Origin of the sequence: Herbaspirillum sp. BH-1, assembly GCF_002870055.1 — a bacterium.
GTDB lineage: Bacteria > Pseudomonadota > Gammaproteobacteria > Burkholderiales > Burkholderiaceae_D > Herbaspirillum > Herbaspirillum frisingense.
The window spans coordinates 194,982-211,206 of the sequence record NZ_PKOI01000007.1; the positions used below are offsets into that span (position 1 = coordinate 194,982).

At 59.6% G+C, this 16,225-nt stretch carries 18 protein-coding genes; 10 read left to right on the top strand and 8 right to left on the bottom strand.

What is annotated here, in order from left to right:
• Positions 1 to 48 precede the first annotated feature (48 nt).
• From HBH1_RS12125 to rpsF, 7 genes are all read right to left on the bottom strand, one after another.
• The gene (locus HBH1_RS12125) at positions 49 to 1,056 is read right to left on the bottom strand and encodes an inorganic phosphate transporter (RefSeq protein WP_006462639.1); all 1,008 of its coding nucleotides are present in this window, start codon (positions 1,054 to 1,056) and stop codon (positions 49 to 51) included.
• Positions 1,057 to 1,116: 60 nt separating this feature from the next.
• Positions 1,117 to 1,743, bottom strand: a complete 627-nt coding sequence (locus HBH1_RS12130) for a DUF47 domain-containing protein (RefSeq protein WP_102662959.1) — start codon at positions 1,741 to 1,743, stop codon at positions 1,117 to 1,119.
• A gap of 204 nt (positions 1,744 to 1,947) precedes the next feature.
• Entirely contained in the window at positions 1,948 to 3,393 is a 1,446-nt protein-coding gene (locus HBH1_RS12135) for a replicative DNA helicase (protein WP_006462641.1), read from the bottom strand.
• Between the two features lie 205 nt (positions 3,394 to 3,598).
• Positions 3,599 to 4,051, bottom strand: coding sequence for a 50S ribosomal protein L9 (rplI, locus tag HBH1_RS12140; RefSeq protein WP_006462642.1), 453 nt, complete (start codon positions 4,049 to 4,051; stop codon positions 3,599 to 3,601).
• A gap of 26 nt (positions 4,052 to 4,077) precedes the next feature.
• The gene (rpsR, locus tag HBH1_RS12145) at positions 4,078 to 4,362 is read right to left on the bottom strand and encodes a 30S ribosomal protein S18 (RefSeq protein WP_006462643.1); all 285 of its coding nucleotides are present in this window, start codon (positions 4,360 to 4,362) and stop codon (positions 4,078 to 4,080) included.
• A 54-nt stretch (positions 4,363 to 4,416) separates the two neighbouring features.
• Positions 4,417 to 4,719 (bottom strand): primosomal replication protein N, encoded by a 303-nt coding sequence (gene priB / locus HBH1_RS12150; RefSeq protein WP_006462644.1) that lies wholly within the window; start codon positions 4,717 to 4,719, stop codon positions 4,417 to 4,419.
• 24 nt (positions 4,720 to 4,743) lie between these two features.
• Positions 4,744 to 5,109, bottom strand: a complete 366-nt coding sequence (gene rpsF / locus HBH1_RS12155) for a 30S ribosomal protein S6 (RefSeq protein ID WP_006462645.1) — start codon at positions 5,107 to 5,109, stop codon at positions 4,744 to 4,746.
• A 317-nt stretch (positions 5,110 to 5,426) separates the two neighbouring features.
• Here rpsF and lexA point away from each other — a divergent pair, with 317 nt between their 5' ends.
• The 10 genes from lexA to HBH1_RS12205 all read left to right on the top strand — a co-directional run bounded on the left by lexA (position 5,427) and on the right by HBH1_RS12205 (position 15,546).
• Positions 5,427 to 6,086 (top strand): transcriptional repressor LexA, encoded by a 660-nt coding sequence (lexA, locus tag HBH1_RS12160; protein WP_006462646.1) that lies wholly within the window; start codon positions 5,427 to 5,429, stop codon positions 6,084 to 6,086.
• Positions 6,087 to 6,286: 200 nt separating this feature from the next.
• Entirely contained in the window at positions 6,287 to 8,260 is a 1,974-nt protein-coding gene (locus HBH1_RS12165; protein ID WP_102662960.1) for a tetratricopeptide repeat protein, read from the top strand.
• Between the two features lie 325 nt (positions 8,261 to 8,585).
• Complete coding sequence (locus HBH1_RS12170) at positions 8,586 to 9,674, top strand: flagellin N-terminal helical domain-containing protein (RefSeq protein WP_102662961.1); 1,089 nt, start codon at positions 8,586 to 8,588, stop codon at positions 9,672 to 9,674.
• A gap of 78 nt (positions 9,675 to 9,752) precedes the next feature.
• Complete coding sequence (locus HBH1_RS12175) at positions 9,753 to 10,112, top strand: flagellar protein FlaG (protein ID WP_039874823.1); 360 nt, start codon at positions 9,753 to 9,755, stop codon at positions 10,110 to 10,112.
• Between the two features lie 231 nt (positions 10,113 to 10,343).
• Positions 10,344 to 12,413, top strand: coding sequence for a flagellar filament capping protein FliD (gene fliD, locus HBH1_RS12180; RefSeq protein ID WP_102662962.1), 2,070 nt, complete (start codon positions 10,344 to 10,346; stop codon positions 12,411 to 12,413).
• A 29-nt stretch (positions 12,414 to 12,442) separates the two neighbouring features.
• Positions 12,443 to 12,901 (top strand): flagellar export chaperone FliS, encoded by a 459-nt coding sequence (fliS, locus tag HBH1_RS12185; RefSeq protein WP_006462650.1) that lies wholly within the window; start codon positions 12,443 to 12,445, stop codon positions 12,899 to 12,901.
• A 5-nt stretch (positions 12,902 to 12,906) separates the two neighbouring features.
• Positions 12,907 to 13,236, top strand: a complete 330-nt coding sequence (locus HBH1_RS12190; protein ID WP_006462651.1) for a flagellar protein FliT — start codon at positions 12,907 to 12,909, stop codon at positions 13,234 to 13,236.
• Positions 13,237 to 13,238: 2 nt separating this feature from the next.
• Positions 13,239 to 14,423, top strand: a complete 1,185-nt coding sequence (locus HBH1_RS12195; protein ID WP_102662963.1) for a flagellar hook-length control protein FliK — start codon at positions 13,239 to 13,241, stop codon at positions 14,421 to 14,423.
• Positions 14,410 to 14,754, top strand: a complete 345-nt coding sequence (locus HBH1_RS12200) for an EscU/YscU/HrcU family type III secretion system export apparatus switch protein (RefSeq protein ID WP_102662964.1) — start codon at positions 14,410 to 14,412, stop codon at positions 14,752 to 14,754. Before HBH1_RS12195 ends, HBH1_RS12200 begins: the two co-directional genes overlap by 14 nt.
• A gap of 36 nt (positions 14,755 to 14,790) precedes the next feature.
• Complete coding sequence (locus HBH1_RS12205; RefSeq protein WP_102662965.1) at positions 14,791 to 15,546, top strand: flagellar brake protein; 756 nt, start codon at positions 14,791 to 14,793, stop codon at positions 15,544 to 15,546.
• A 161-nt stretch (positions 15,547 to 15,707) separates the two neighbouring features.
• Here HBH1_RS12205 and fliE read toward each other — a convergent pair whose 3' ends face one another.
• The gene (fliE, locus tag HBH1_RS12210) at positions 15,708 to 16,064 is read right to left on the bottom strand and encodes a flagellar hook-basal body complex protein FliE (protein WP_006462655.1); all 357 of its coding nucleotides are present in this window, start codon (positions 16,062 to 16,064) and stop codon (positions 15,708 to 15,710) included.
• Positions 16,065 to 16,225: the final 161 nt, after the last annotated feature.

Below are 16,225 nucleotides of genomic sequence, written 5' to 3' on the forward strand. Positions count from 1 at the left end.
TTTTGGACGCCCGCGCCGGCAACCGCCGCGGACGCGAACCAGAATGGATTACAGCACGTGCACCCCGATCCACCAGGCGATCGCGGCCACGAAGGCCGAAGCCGGGATGGTGAAGATCCAGGCCCAGACGATGTTGCTGGCCACGCCCCAACGCACGGCCGACATCTTCTGTGCCGCGCCCACGCCGACGATGGCGCCTGTGATGGTGTGGGTGGTGGAGACCGGGATACCCAGGGCGGTTGCGATGAACAAGGTGATGGCACCGCCGGTTTCGGCACAGAAGCCACCGACCGGCTTCAACTTGGTGATCTTCTGGCCCATGGTCTTGACGATGCGCCAGCCACCGAACAAGGTCCCCAGGCTGATGGCGCAGTAGCAGGAAATGATGACCCACATCGGCGGCGCTTCCGGCGAGGAATAGCCCGAGGCGATCAACAGCATCCAGATGATGCCGATGGTCTTCTGCGCATCGTTGCCGCCATGGCCCAGGCTGTACATGGAGGCCGACAGCAACTGCAGCCGCCGGAACCAGCCATCGATCTTGCGCGGCGTAGAGCGGAAGAATATCCACGACACCATGAGCATCATCAACGAGCCGAATACCAGGCCCAGCAAGGGTGACAGGACGATGAAGAGGATCGTCTTGAGCAAGCCCGCCGAGATCAGGGCGCCGGTGCCGGCCTTGGCCACGGCCGCACCGACCAGGCCACCGATCAGGGCATGCGAGGACGAGGACGGAATACCGTAGTACCAGGTCACCAGGTTCCAGAAGATGGCGCCGATCAGGGCACCGAAGATGACGTACTGGTCGACGATGGCCGGCTCGATGGTGCCCTTGCCGACCGAGGCGGCCACGTGCAGCTGGTGGAACACGAACACCGCGGCCAGATTGAAGAAGGCCGCCATGGCCACGGCCGTCTGCGGACGCAACACACCGGTGGAGACCACGGTGGCGATCGCGTTGGCGGCGTCGTGGAAGCCGTTCATGAAGTCGAACAGCAGCGCCAGGACGATCAACAGCGCGAGGATATGTAAGCTGATTTGGATTGTTTGCATGGGGAAACCGTTGTGTGAAGCCAGCGGCGTTCCCCGGAGGAATCGCCGCTACGCCGGGGATCAGGCGTTTTCGACGATGATGCCTTCGATGATGTTGGCCACGTCTTCGCAGCGATCGGTGACGGTTTCCAGGATTTCGTAGATGGCCTTGAGCTTGATGAGCGTGCGCACATCCGGCTCGTCGCGGAACAGCTTGGACATGGCCGCGCGCATGACGTGGTCGGCGTCGGATTCCAGGCGGTCGATTTCCTGGCAGATGGCCAGGATCTGGCGCGAATTGTCCATGTTCGACAGCAGGCCGACGGCCGCCTGCACCTTTTCCGCACAGGACAGGCACAGTTCAGCCAGGCGCTTGGCTTCGGGCGTGATGGCCTTGATGTCGTACAGGGAGATGGTCTGGGCAGCGTCTTCCAGCAGGTCCAGGATGTCGTCCATGCGGGTGATCAGCTGGTGGATGTCATCACGGTCCAGCGGCGTGATGAAGGTCTTGTGCAGCAGATCGATGGTATTGTGCGTGATCTTGTCGGCCTCCTTTTCGACGGCTTCAATGGCGTGCACGCGGATTTCGAGGTCATCGAAATTGGTCATCAGCGCCACCATTTCCTTCGCGCACTTGACCGCCAGCTCTGCATGCTGATTGAAAAGGTCAAAGAATTTGCCTTCCGTCGGCATCAATCGTCCAAACATTTTTCTCTCTCATCAATGGTTAGCGCCCGTATCGGGCGCCGTTTCGAACCGGCCTGCGGCTTGCCCCCTTGGAAGCCGGAATCCCGCCCTGCCGGTCCTGCACGGACGGCCTCGGGAGCCATCCGCCTTACATGACACGAGCGGCCATGCGCCGCCCGTGATCCTCGTGCAGTGACGGCCATCGCTGCCCGCCACCCCAACCGTTCAGTCGCCGCCGTAGGGCTGCGCCAGATTCCCGATATAGTTGTCGTACTTGGTATACATCCCCAGGAAAGACAGGCGAATGCTGCCAATGGGGCCATTACGCTGCTTGCCGATAATGATTTCCGCAGTGCCCTTGTCGGGCGAGTCCGGATTGTAAACTTCATCCCGGTAAATGAACAAAATGACGTCGGCATCCTGCTCGATGGCGCCGGATTCGCGCAAGTCAGACATCACCGGGCGCTTGTTGGGGCGCTGTTCCAGCGAGCGGTTCAGCTGCGACAGTGCAATCACCGGGCAGTTGAGCTCCTTGGCCAGGCCCTTCAGGCTACGCGAGATTTCCGAGATTTCGGAGGCGCGGTTTTCCGAGGAACTGCCACCGTTACCCGACATCAGCTGCAGGTAGTCGATGATGATCAGGCCCAGCTTGCCGCACTGGCGCGCCAGGCGACGCGAGCGTGCGCGCAATTCGATGGGCGACAGCGCCGGCGTTTCGTCGATGTAGAACTGGGCATCGTTCATCTTCTGGATGGCGTGCGTCAGGCGCGGCCAGTCCTCGTCCAGCAGGCGACCGGTACGCAGGCGGTGCTGGTCCAGACGACCGACCGAGCCCAGCATACGCATGGCCAGCTGGGCGCCGCCCATTTCCATGGAAAACACCGCCACCGGCAGGCCGGATTCGATCGCCACGTGTTCGCCGATGTTGATCGAGAACGCCGTCTTACCCATGGAGGGACGACCGGCGACGATGATCAGGTCGCCCGGTTGCAGGCCGGAGGTCATCTTGTCCAGGTCCATGAAGCCGGTGGGCACGCCGGTGATGTCGCTGGTGTTGTCGCGGTTGTAGAGTTCGTCGATACGCTCCACCACCTGGGTCAGCAGCGGCTGGATTTCCATGAAGCCCTGCGAGCCGCGCGAGCCCTCTTCGGCGATGGCGAAGATCTTCGATTCGGCTTCGTCGAGCATGGACTTGACGTCCTTGCCCTGCGGATTGAAGGCATTGCCGGAGATTTCGTCGGCCACCGTGATCAGCTTGCGCAGGATGCCGCGGTCACGCACGATCTCGGCGTAGCGGCGGATATTGGCCGCCGACGGCGTGTTCTGTGCCAGCGCGTTCAGATAGACCAGGCCACCGACTTCCTCGGCCTTGCCACTGGTGGACATGGCCTCATAGACCGTGATCACGTCCGCCGGCTTGGTGCTGTTGATGAGCTTGACGATGTGCTCGAAGATGATGCGGTGGTCGTAGCGGTAGAAGTCTTCCGCGCTGACGAAATCTGCGATGCGGTCCCAGGCTGCGTTGTCCAGCAGCAGGCCGCCCAGCACCGATTGCTCGGCCTCGATGGAGTGTGGCGGCACGCGGAGTGCATCGATCTGGGGATCGGAAGACTCCTTCTGGCCGCGGAAAAATTCAGGATTGCCGCGGGACGATTCTTTCATGGCGCGCATTATAACCTGCTGATGTGAAGCCGTTGGTTCAGGTGGACGTTTTTGCAGCGCATGGCCCTGGCAAGGAACAGATGCAAGGTTCGATCCGCGGCGGAGGGTAGGCCAACAGGCTTTCCCGGCAGGAAGAACCGAAGCAAAATGACAATAAAAAAGCCAGGCGAACCCGGCTTTTCTATTGCAAAACGAATTGCAGCAAACAGGCGAATTACGCTTGCTCGCCCTTCACAGCGATGGTGACGTCGACCACCACATCGGTGTGCAGAGCAACCGACACAGGGTGTTCGCCAACGATCTTCAGCGGGCCGTTGGGCATACGCACTTGCGACTTTTCCACGGCGAAACCCTTCTTGCCCAGGGCTTCAGCGATGTCGAAGTTGGTCACGGAACCGAACAGACGACCGTCAACGCCGGCCTTCTGCGACACTTCCACGGTGGCACCAGTCAGCTTTTCGCCTTGTGCTTGAGCAGCAGCCAGCTTCTCGGCAGCGGCCTTTTCCAGATCGGCGCGCTTGGCTTCGAATTCGGCGATGGCAGCGTCGGTAGCACGACGGGCCTTGCGTTGCGGGATCAGGAAGTTACGTGCGAAACCGTCCTTGACGCGCACGACATCACCCAGACCGCCGAGATTAACGATTTTTTCCAACAGAATGACTTGCATGTTTTTCTCCTATTTCTCGGCGCAGATTACGCGTTGTGCAGATCGGTGTACGGCAGCAGGGCCAGGTAACGCGCGCGCTTGATGGCGGTGTCAACTTGACGCTGGTAGTGGGCCTTGGTACCGGTCAGGCGTGCCGGCATGATCTTGCCGTTTTCCTGGACGAAGTCCTTCAGGGTGTCCACGTCCTTGTAATCGACCTGTTCAACGCCAGCGGCGGTGAAACGGCAGAATTTCTTGCGCTTGAACAGCGGGTTTTGCTGTTGACGCTTGTTTTTCAGCTTGCTTTTATCGAACTTTTTACCGAATGCCATGATTTGGCTCCTGTATCTAAAAATTGGGTAAGGTCTTTTTAGCGCCGCCTCGCGTCAGTCTTCCGACGGGACAGCGCCAAAATCAACGATATGAAACACGACGCTCTTGCTGTTGCGATTCCTGCGGGCCAGAAAGCCGGTGAAGCGGAAGACTTCACCCAGCGCAGCCTTGTTGAGCGCGCCGGAGATTTCTCCTGCTGCCATCGCCGCGATCTCGAATTCGACCTGGCGACGCATGCCAGCTTCCATCTGCTCCGACTGATGCTGCAACCTGGCAGTCACGATCGGAATACCGGCCGGCGTATAACGCAATACATCACGTTCGGCCAGACTGGCGATGACTTGAAGCTGGTTCACTCTCCGCTATGAATCGCAGCGCAATCAGGCTGCCGGTGCTTCGGTACGGCTCTTGGCCGCGTCTTCCTTCTGCACTGCCTTCAGGATGGGGGAAGGACCGGTTTCGGCCTTCTTCATCTTGACGGTCAGGTGGCGCAGGACGGCGTCGTTGAACTTGAAGCCGGTTTCGATCTCGGCCAGCGTTTCGCTGTCGACTTCGATGTTCAGGCAGACATAGTGAGCCTTGGCCAGCTTCTGGATCTGGTAGGCCAGTTGACGACGGCCCCAATCTTCGACACGGTGAACCTTGCCGCCGCGGGTGGTGACGATGCCCTTGTAACGCTCGATCATCGCCGGCACTTGCTCGCTTTGGTCCGGGTGGACGATAAATACGATTTCATAATGACGCATGTAGACTCCTTATGGACTTATTGAAGACGCCCACCCCGGCGTCAAGACGGGTGTGGGAAGAGGAAAACCCAAGATCATACAAGGTTTCTGGCATAACAGCAATGTCGACTATCGCTGGCGAGGTCAGGTAGACACAGGCGGAGCCATCGCACTGGGCAGATAGGCCGCACAAGATATTTCATCTATTTATATATAGACAGGAAAAACCGTTCTTGCAGCACCAGAAAGTGCATGTTGCCGTTGACACAAGGATTGCACCTGTATAAAAATACAGACTGTTCATCCAAACAGCCTTCCCCCAGAGAAAGGCCTACCCCATGCTCAAACTGACCGCGCGCCAGGAACAGATCCTGAACCTGATCAAGAACGCCATCGAGAACACCGGCTTCCCTCCCACGCGCGCCGAGATCGCTGCCGAGCTTGGCTTCCGCTCCGCCAATGCCGCTGAAGAGCACCTGCAGGCACTGGCCCGCAAGGGCGCCATCGAAATATCCCCTGGCACCTCCCGCGGCATCCGCCTGCGTGAATCCGGCGTACCCGCATCAAGCGGCATCGCCCGCCAGATGGCCCTGCCCCACCCCGCCCTGATGCAGTTGAGCCTGCCCCTGATCGGTCGCGTGGCTGCCGGCTCGCCCATCCTGGCGCAGGAGCATGTCGAGAAGACCTACCAGGTCGATCCGGCGATGTTCCCCAGCAAGCCCGATTACCTGTTGAAGGTGCGCGGCATGTCCATGCGCGACGCCGGCATTCTCGATGGCGATCTGCTGGCGGTCCGCAAGACCGACCAGGCGCGCAACGGGCAGATCGTGGTGGCGCGACTGGCCGACGAGGTCACCGTCAAGCGCTACCAGAAGACCGGCTCGGTCATCACGCTCTTCCCGGAAAATCCGGAATTCGAACCCATCATCGTCAAGCCGGACGCCGACCAGTTTGCTCTTGAAGGGCTTGCCGTCGGGTTGTTGCGCAGCTGGCATTAAACCAGCAGGGAGCAAGCCTGCCGCTCCCGATGCATCGGCGCCCACCACCGCGCCGATCCCCCTCCCAAGGAACCTTCGTCTAAAACGAAGGTTTTTTGCTTTCTATTCGCCTCTTCGGCATCCGGTCCTTGCGCATATTATTTCTGGTGGACAGCTATGTCCGGCGCAAAGCATGCGCCCAACCAAGAGGATCCCTTTCGATGTCGACGCGCAAGAGCAGCAACAAGCACGGTAACCAGGCCCAGGCCGCCACCCAGTCCCATCTGCAAGACCTGCTGGATGTCCGCAAATGCCTGGATCTTCTGGATAATCGCAAGGTTGATGAAGCAAAGGCCCTGTGTACTGCCGTGCTGGGGCGCGCTCCCACCCTGGTGTTCGCCAACCATGCACGCGGACTCATCGCCATGCAGGAGGGCCTGCACGCCGATGCCGAACACTATCTTCGCAAGACCATCGCGGCTGATCCGGAGAATGCCGAGTATCTGAGCAACCTGGCAGCCGCACTCCTGGCACAGGATCGCATCGATGAAGCCATCAGGATCTATGAACGCGCCATCGAAGTCGACAAGGAAAGCCGGACGGCCCGCGTCGGCCTGGCCAATGCCTTGCATGAAAAGAACGACCCGGATGCCTCGATCGCCTACTTCGAGGATGCGGTCAAGCGCGAGCCAGAGGCCCCCGGCCCGCTCTCCCATCTGGGGCGGGCACTGGTGGAAGCGAAGCGCTATGACGAGGCGGTCGCAACCATCCTCAAGTCACTGGAACTGCAGATCAACTTCGCCCCTTCGCACACCGCCCTGGGCGAAGCCTTCCATGCCATGGAGATGTACAAGGAAGCCCTGGAGTCCCACAAGACAGCAATCCTTCTGGACCCGGAAGATACCTACGCGCACAACAAGATTGCCGATACCTACCTGAAACTGAACAAGGTCACCGAAGCCCACGAACACCTGCTGCGCGTCATCGACATCGCCCCCAAGGACTCCAACAGCTATCTCAAGCTGGGTGCCAGCTACTTTTCCGCCGAAGATCGCTTCGACGATGCCATGCGCATGTTCAACAAGGCGCTGGAACTGAATCCCAAGCAAGCCCTCATCTACAACAACATCGGCGCCATCAAGCACGACCATGGCGACACCCATGAGGCGGTGGAGATCTTCCGCAAGGCGCTCGAATTGCGTCCCAACTATTCCACCGCCAAGCACAACCTGGCCCTGAGCCTGCTGTTGCACGGCGACCTCAAGGAAGGCTGGGAATGTCACGAGAGTCGCCTGGAAACCCGCGAGCGCGCCTACGTCTACAAGCTCATCCACAAACTGTTCGAGATCATCCCCAAATGGGATGGCAAGAGTTCGCTGGAAGGCAAATTCATACTCCTGATGCACGAACAGGGCTTTGGCGACAGCATCCAGTTTCTGCGCTATGCACGCCTGGTCATGGACCGCGGCGCCCGGGTGGCGGTGCACGTGAAGAATCCGCTGTATCGGCTGTTCCAGTCGTTCACGCCAGAAGTCACCCTGATCCGGGAAAGCGACCCGCTGCCACCCTGCGACTGCGCCTACGTGATGATGAGCCTGCCCTATGCGCTAGGCACCGATACCGTGGAAGACATCCCCTCCTTCCCCAGCTACCTGGCAGCCGATCCCTTGCTGGCAGAAGAATGGCGCCAGAAAATTGCCGCAATAACAACATCGGAACAGCATCTACGTGTCGGTGTGGTATGGGGCGGCAATCCGGAGCACGGCAATGATCGGCACCGTTCGATCCCCCTTGACACTTTCAAGCAATTGTTCGGACTCCCGAAGATCGAGTTCTACTCCCTGCAAAAGGGCAAGCCCCTGGAAGACCTGAAGAATCTGCCCGCCGACCGGTCAGCCCACAATCTGGGTGACCAATGCGCAGACTTTGCCGATACCGCCGCAGCGATCCACAACCTGGACCTGGTCATCAGCGTGGATACTTCGGTGGTGCACCTGGCTGGTGCCATGGGCCACCCCACCTGGGTACTGCTCCCGCACATCCCGGACTGGCGCTGGCTGCAGAACCGCGACGATTCGCCCTGGTATCCGAGCATGCGCCTGTTCCGCCAGCCTGCCTTCAGCGACTGGGACTCCGTGATGAAGCGCATCGCAGAAGAGTTAATCAGATTGCAACAAGAAAAGGTGCAGCAATAGGACTCTGGCCCTCCCTCACCCCTTCCGAAAAAGCCGCTTGCACCGAGCGGCTTTTTCAATGGAGCGAAAATTTCTTGGTTTCAACAAAGATTTCCCTAAAGTTTTCTCGATCGGCGTCGAAAAAGGATTTGCTTGCAGTTTCAAAGCACGCAGTTTTAGTTCGGAAAGCCTTGAAAGAGATTTTTTTCGCGAAAGCCCTAAACTTTTTCCAAGACTGCCCGATAAAGCAATCAACAGAGGTTGAAACGCCTGGGGCTCATGGGTAGAAGACCAAAGTTAAGCACTGAAACTCGGATCATCGGTCTCAAATCTTAGGAGAATTAACATGGCATCAGTCATCAATACCAACATTGCGTCGCTGAACACGCAACGCAATCTGAATTCGTCGCAGTCGTCGCTCAACACCTCGATCCAACGTCTGTCCTCCGGTCTGCGCGTCAACAGCGCAAAGGACGACGCCGCCGGCCTGGCCATCGCCGACCGCATGAACTCCCAGATCAAGGGTCTGGCAGTTGCACAACGTAACGCCAACGACGGCATCTCGATGGCCCAGACCGCTGAAGGCGCTCTGTCCACCGTGACCGACAACCTGCAGCGTATGCGTGAACTGGCTGTTCAAGCTTCGAACGGCACCAACAGCGCGCAAGACCGCAAGACCCTGAACGACGAATACAAGCAACTGTCGGAAGAAGTGTTCCGCGTGCTCAACGGCACCAGCTTCAACGGCCAGAACCTGTTCACCGGCTCCGGCCAAGGTGCATCGGCTGGCGTGGGCTCCAGCTCGGCCAACGTTTCGGCTTCCCTGACCCTGTCGTTCCAGGTCGGCGCCAACGTCCAGGACAACAAGCTGAACGACCAGATCACCATCACCCTGGATGACCTGTCGAACAACAAGACCATGGCCGACGTCATCGGCACCAGCGCCAAGGGTCTGATCGGTCTGGGCGACACCTCCGGTGTGAGCACTGCCCAAACCACCTACACCTCGGCCAAGGCCAAGCTGGACAACCTGTTCGCTACCGGCTCGACCCTGACCGCCAGCGCCCTGGCTTCTTCGGCAGTGACCCTGCAGAAGGCCGTGGACAGCGCCAAGCTGGCCCTGGACAAGGCTGTTGCTGCTCCGTCCGCACAAAGCGATGCACAGAAGGCAATCACCAACCTGGACAAGGCCATCAGCCTGATCTCGTCCAAGCGTGCAGAGTTCGGTGCCGTTCAGAACCGCTTCAGCGCCGTCATCAGCAACCTGCAAGTGTCGAGCGAGAACATCACCTCGTCCCGTAGCCGTATCATGGATACCGACTACGCTGCAGAAACTGCCAACCTGACCCGTGCGCAGATCCTGCAACAGGCTGGTAACGCGATGCTGTCGCAGGCCAACTCGGCACCGCAGCAAGTCCTGTCGCTGTTGAAATAAGCCTGATAGCTAGGTAGGATGACGTGCGGAGGATAGGCCTTATTCTCCGCACGTTCCTTTAAGGAAGGGAGTAGTAACATGTCGATTGCCCCACTTAATATCACAGCTGCTGGCGATTCCGGTACGGCGTATGCCTTGCCGCAAAGCGCTGTCAAGCCCGATCCCGTGGTATCGACCGTTGCCCCGGCAGCGACTTCGGAAGCACGTCGCGCGACGGAAAGCGATGTCAACGATGCCGTCGGCAAACTCAACGACTTCGCCAAGACCAGCGCCTCGGCACTGAACTTCTCCAAGGACGAAGAGACCGGCCGCACCATCGTCAAAGTCGTGGATACCGCGACCGACACCGTGATCCGCCAGATTCCCAGCGAAGAAGCGATCTCCATCGCCAAGTCCATCGACAAGATGCAAGGCCTGTTGATCAACCACAAGGTCTGATTTGAAGTTGAGTCTGGTACGAACTGCAGTGGCTCGAAAGACCGCGTGCGCCCATGATCATTCATGGCGCATGACGGGTTCGGCTACCCCAGTTCATAATGGATTCGCATAACACCCGCACAGCGTCCCTCCTGCACCGACGCCGTACTTGAGAGCCACTCTCCTGTTGACCGCGCGCGCAGCCCCCCCCCTAAAGCGCTGTGCCTTACGCAAAGATTCAGGAGTTGAACCATGGCCACTTCCACCGGCACTATCTCCACCTCGGCAGGCCCGCTTGACGTCGCGACCCTGGTCAGCCAGCTGATCTCGGCGGAAAGCCAGTCTCAACTGACTCCGCTGACCACCCAGGCCAGCAGCTACAACACCCTGATCTCGGCGTACGGCAGCCTCAAGAGCGCGCTGTCGACCTATCAGTCGGCCATCACGGGGCTCAGTGCAGCCAGCTTCAGCTCCCAGAAAAGCAGCGTCAGCAATGCCGGCACCGGTAGCAACCTGACCACCGATCCGTTCACCGCCGACGTCAACAGCGACGATTCGACCAAGATCCTGGCGCAGAAGATCAAATCCGAGGGCGTCACCAGCGGCACCACCTTCAGTGCTGGCGACTCGCTGGCGATCAAGATCGGCACCAACTCGCCCACCTTTATCACGCTCAAGGCCAACTCCACCCTGGCAGGCGTTCGCGACGCCATCAATGCCTCCAAGGCTGGCGTTACTGCCTCCATCGTCACCGATGGCAGTGGCGATCACCTGGTGCTGGAATCGAATACCGGCGGCACTGCCAATACCATCAAGGTCACTGCCAACAACAGCCTGTCCCGCTTCGCCTACGATCCATCGAGCTCGACGCCCAGCACCACCACCCAGATCCAGGCGCCGCGCGATGCGACCAAGGCTGCCTCGGGCACCTATTCGGTTGGCGTGACGCAACTGGCGCAGACCGCCAAGCTCAGCTCGGCCAGCATCACCCCGGGCAGCACGTTTGAAAATGGTCTGCTGGCCATCAAGACCGGCACCGGCTCGACGACCATCATCAAGCCGTCCACCAATAGTCTGGCCGGCATTCGCGATGCCATCAACAGCAGCGATGCCGGCGTGAACGCCACCATCGTCAGCGACGGCACTAACGACCACCTGGTGCTCACCGCCAAGGACAGCGGCGCCACCAATACCATCAAGGTCACCGGCACCGCGGACTTTGCCGTATTCAATTCGGATCCGAGCGGTACGGTCACTACCCCCAATGTCAGCAATAGCCAGCTCTATACCACTGGTACGCTGAACCTGAAAGTGGGGGACAGCACCATCGCCATCAACCCGACGGCCAATGGCAGTGGCGACATCGACCTGACTCAGGTCATGACCGCCATCAATGGTGCGGGTGCCGGCGTGACCGCCTCCATCACCAACGACGGCACCAATAGCCGCCTGGTACTGACGCCGAACGCCGCGAACGCCACGGCTGCCATTTCCCTCGCGGGCAGTGGTGATTATTCGGGTCTCAGCGTCAGCGGCATGGGACAGTTGCTCAAGGCGCAGGACGCCAAGCTGTCCATCGACGGCGTGACGGTCACCAGTCCCAGCAACAAGGTGGAAAACGTGATTTCGGGTGTGACCCTGAATCTCTCCAAGGTCACCACCTCGGCAGACGATTTCACGCTCAACATCAGCAACGACACCACCGGCCTGACCAGTGCGGCCAACACGTTCGTCTCCGCCTACAATACCCTGGCCAAGGCGATCGCCAGCATGACCGCGCAGACGCCTTCGACCACACTGGGCCAGGCCAATACCTCGGCCCCCCTGGCCAGCGAGTCGTCGGTTCAGACCATCTTGACCCAGTTGCGCAACACCCTGTTCTCCTCGGTGGACGGTGGCAATGGCATCAACACGCTTTCCGACATCGGCATCGGGTTCCAGAAGGACGGCACGCTGGCACTGGACGCCACCAAATTGTCGACCGCGGCCACCAACAATTTTGCCGGCATCGCCAACCTGTTTGCCGGCACCGACCCGGATACGACCAACACCACGTCCTCCAAAAATGGTATCGTCACCAAGTTGACGACGCTGATGACGAACCTGTTGAGTGACACCGGCATCATCGCCACCAAGACCAACGGCCTGCAGGCCAGCCTGAAGATCAACCAGGATCGCCAGACCGCAGTGCAGACCCGTTTGTCCAACATGAAAGATGCCTACACCAACCAGTTCAACCAGCTCAACATCACGCTGGCCAGCATGCAATCCACGCAAAGCTACCTGACCCAGCAACTGGCCAGTCTGGCCAAGAGCAGTTGAGTCTGAATCCGCGAACATAGGAGAACGTCATGTTCGGAAGCATGAAACGCGGGGCCAACGCCTACGCCAATATCGGGGTGGAAACCGGCGTGGTCGCCGCCAGCCCGCACAAGCTCATCACCATGCTCTTCGATGGCGCACTGGTTGCCATTGCGCTGGGCAAGAAGCACATGGGCGAAGGCAATATCAAGGACAAGGGTGAATCCATCACCAAGGCCATCCTGATCGTCGACAACGGTCTGCGCGCCAGCCTCAACAAGGAAGTCGGCGGCGAACTGGCGTTGAACCTGGATTCGCTGTACGAGTACATGAGCCGACGCCTGTTCGAAGCCAATGCCACCAACAATCCTGCCATCCTCGATGAGATCCACGGTTTGCTCAATGACATCCGTTCGGCGTGGGAACAGATTGGCCCCAACACCGTGCAGTCCGCACCGCAAATGGCAGTTGTCCAGGATCATTCCCAACCCAGCTTCGCAAAGGCCTGACTGATATGAACGGTGACGAAGTCATCGCCATTTACGAGTCGATTTCGCAATTGACTGACGAAATGCTGGCTGCCGCGCGGGCAGCAGACTGGGACCTGCTGGCCGGGCTGGAAGCGCAATGCGGCAAGCACATCGCCAACCTGCGCAATTGCGAGGACCACGTCTCCCTGCCTGAGGCCTTGCGCAACCGCAAGGTCGATATCATCAAGAAGATCCTCGAAGACGATCGCCACATCCGCAACCTGACCGAACCGGGATTGCGCAAACTGTCGGCGCTCATCCAAAGCAACCAGACCGAACAGAAGCTGCTCAATACCTACGGCATGGGTAGTTGAACATGCTGCCGCGGGCCGATATCGCCAGCGCCGTCCAGCCTGTCCATGCAGTTGACGCGGCTACCGCCGTCGTCTCGGTTGCCGATACCCGCCAGGAGGCCTTCAGCCGCCTGGCCCAGATTGCCATTGGCCAGCAGATGTCTGGCCGCATCCTCTCCAACTTCAGCGACGGCACTTTCCTGGTGCGCATTGCCAATACGGCCGCGCGCATGGTATTGCCCAACAATGCCAAGGTCGGCGATTCGCTGATCCTCACCCTGGTCTCGAAGGACCCTCGTCCCACGTTCTCGGTCAACGAAGGCAGCATCCGCTCCGACGAAGACAGTGCCTCGGTGGCGCTAAGCAATGCCGGCCGCGCCATGCAGAAGGACCTGAAGTCCTTGCAGTTCGTCACCCGCGACGAGAGCGGCGCCGGCCAGATCGGGCAGAACGAGGAAGTCCCCGCGGACGCCCGTGCCAAGGGCCCCGGCCAGGGAGATTCAGGCGCCCCCTCCAGCACCACGACCACGCTCAGCAATGCCGGCCGCCTCATCGGCAGCCTGCTGCAGGCCTCCCAGCAAGGCGACATGGCCGATCACGTCAGTGCAGCTGCCCCGCTGCTGACCAAGCCCAATGTCCCCACTGAACAGATGGCAGGCGCCCTCAAGGACGCCATCGCCTACAGCGGCGTTTTCTACGAATCCCACGTCTCGGCATGGGCCGCCGGCCAGCGCCCCGCCGAAGAACTGATGAAGGAACCGCAGGCCCAGGTGGCTGCCCAGAAAGGCGGCGACATCAATCTGCTGAGCCAGAGTGATCCCGCCCAGAACCAACTCGGACAGTTAATCAACCTGCAACTCAACGCCCTGGAGCAGCAACGCGTCGTCTGGCACGGGCAAGTCTGGCCGGGGCAGCAGATGGAATGGGAAATCGGCCAGGAACATGACCAGTCCGCCCCTGGCGGACGCGACGACGACGCCTCGGCCCCGACCTGGCACAGCGTCGTGCGCTTCAACTTCGCCCAGTTGGGCAGCGTTTCCGCCTCGATCCGCCTGATCGGACAGCAGATCCACGTACAAGTCAAGGCCGACAACGAAGCTGCCGCGGCCGCCCTGCGTGGCCATAGCGGCCTGTTTGCCAATGCCATGGCAGCCGCAGGCACCTCCCTCGACTCCCTCACCGTCAAGCAAGCCGATGGAGAAACCTAATATCCCGCTGCAAAACGCCGTCGCGCTGGCCTACAATGCCAGCCAGGGGGCGCCTCAGGTCGTGGCCAAGGGCCGTGGTCTGGTGGCCGAAGCCATCATCGCGCGGGCCAAGGAGAGTGGCGTCTACGTGCACGAATCCAAGGAACTGGTTTCCCTGCTGATGCAGGTCGAACTGGACCAGCAGATCCCCCCCGCTCTCTACCGCACCGTGGCCGAACTGCTTGCGTGGCTATATCGTATTGAAAATATGCAATTAAGTGAGTCTGTGATGTATGATAATGGGTTAAATTATTCCAATAATTTCCCCGGGGAAAGCGAGCCCACTCGCTGATTTCAGACGCACAAGACGCAAAAGACGCACAGATAGATGGCAAATCACGACGAGATCGACGACGACAGTCCCTACCGGGTTCATTCACGGCGGGAAATCATCGCCCTGCTGACCAGCATGATGGAAAAGAACCAGCTCCTGAGCCTGCTGATCAAGGGTGGCTCCGAGTCCGTGATCACCTCCATCCTCGAAGTCGATGCCGATGAGGATTCCCTGATCATCGATGCCGCGCCCAGCGCCATGCTCAATGAGAGCATCGTTGCCAGCAAGCGCATCAATTTCGAAGCTCTGTACAACAGCATCCGCATCACCTTCGCTGTCGACGGCGCCACCCAGATCGAATACCAGAATCGCCCTGCCCTCAAGGTCGACATTCCGGAAAGCCTGGTTCGCCTGCAACGTCGCGAGTATTTCCGTATCCCGACGCCGATCGCCAAGCCGCTGCGCTGCACCTTCCGCATCACCCAGGCCGATGGCTCCTTCGCCACGGTGATCACCCTGCTCAACAACATCAGCGCAGGTGGCGTGGGCATTACCGATGAAAAGAAGATCCTCCCCGCCACACCGGGCGTGATCTACGAAGATTGCCAACTGGAACTGGGTGACAACACCCTGGTCTCGGTAAAGCTGCAGGTGCGCGACTGCAAGGAATTCAAGATGACCAACGGCAAGGTGGTCAACCGCTTCGGCTGCCAGTTCGTGGACATTCCCCGCACCGTACTGGCGGCGATCCAGCGCTTCATCACCAAGCTGGAACGCGAACAGAACGCCAAGGCTTCCGGCATGATGTAAGGCCGGACGGGGCTGCCCTGCAACCCCGCTCCCAACAGTCATCCCCGCACAAAACAAGACACCCCGAGACCGGATCGACCGGTTTCGGGGTGTCTTTGCATGCAGAGCGTACCGCCACGGCCCGGCAATCGCTGCGCCGAAGCAACATCAGGGCGAATCGATCACAGCTGCATGGTCATGATGTCGCGGTAGGCCGAGACCAGCTTGTTGCGCACCTGAATACTTGTCTGGAAAGAAATACTTGCCTTCTGTGAAGCAATCATCACATCCGAAAGGTTCACGCTATCATCCCCCATAGCGAAGGCTTGCGACATCTTGGCCGCAGTCTGCTGGGAACTGTTGACCTGATCGATCGCGCCCTTGAGCACATCGGCAAAATCCACGCGCTGCGCCGGCTTTTCCGCCTTCAGGCTGCTCTGGACCGGGTCGGTCACACCCTGCGCCCGCGCCGCAGCCGCCTTCAGCTGGGCCACCATCGCCTCGATCTTGCTGGTATCAATCACGCTTTCGATTGCCATTTCCCACCCCTTGAGTTCATCTTGCAGGCCTTACGGGAGCGCAGCACGCACCCCTGCCATCTACAGCAGCACCTTAACACTGCCGCATTGACAAATCGCACCAATAAGCGGGGAATTTGCCATTCTGTTCGGGCGATCAAATTCCCGCTTCCAACGGACAA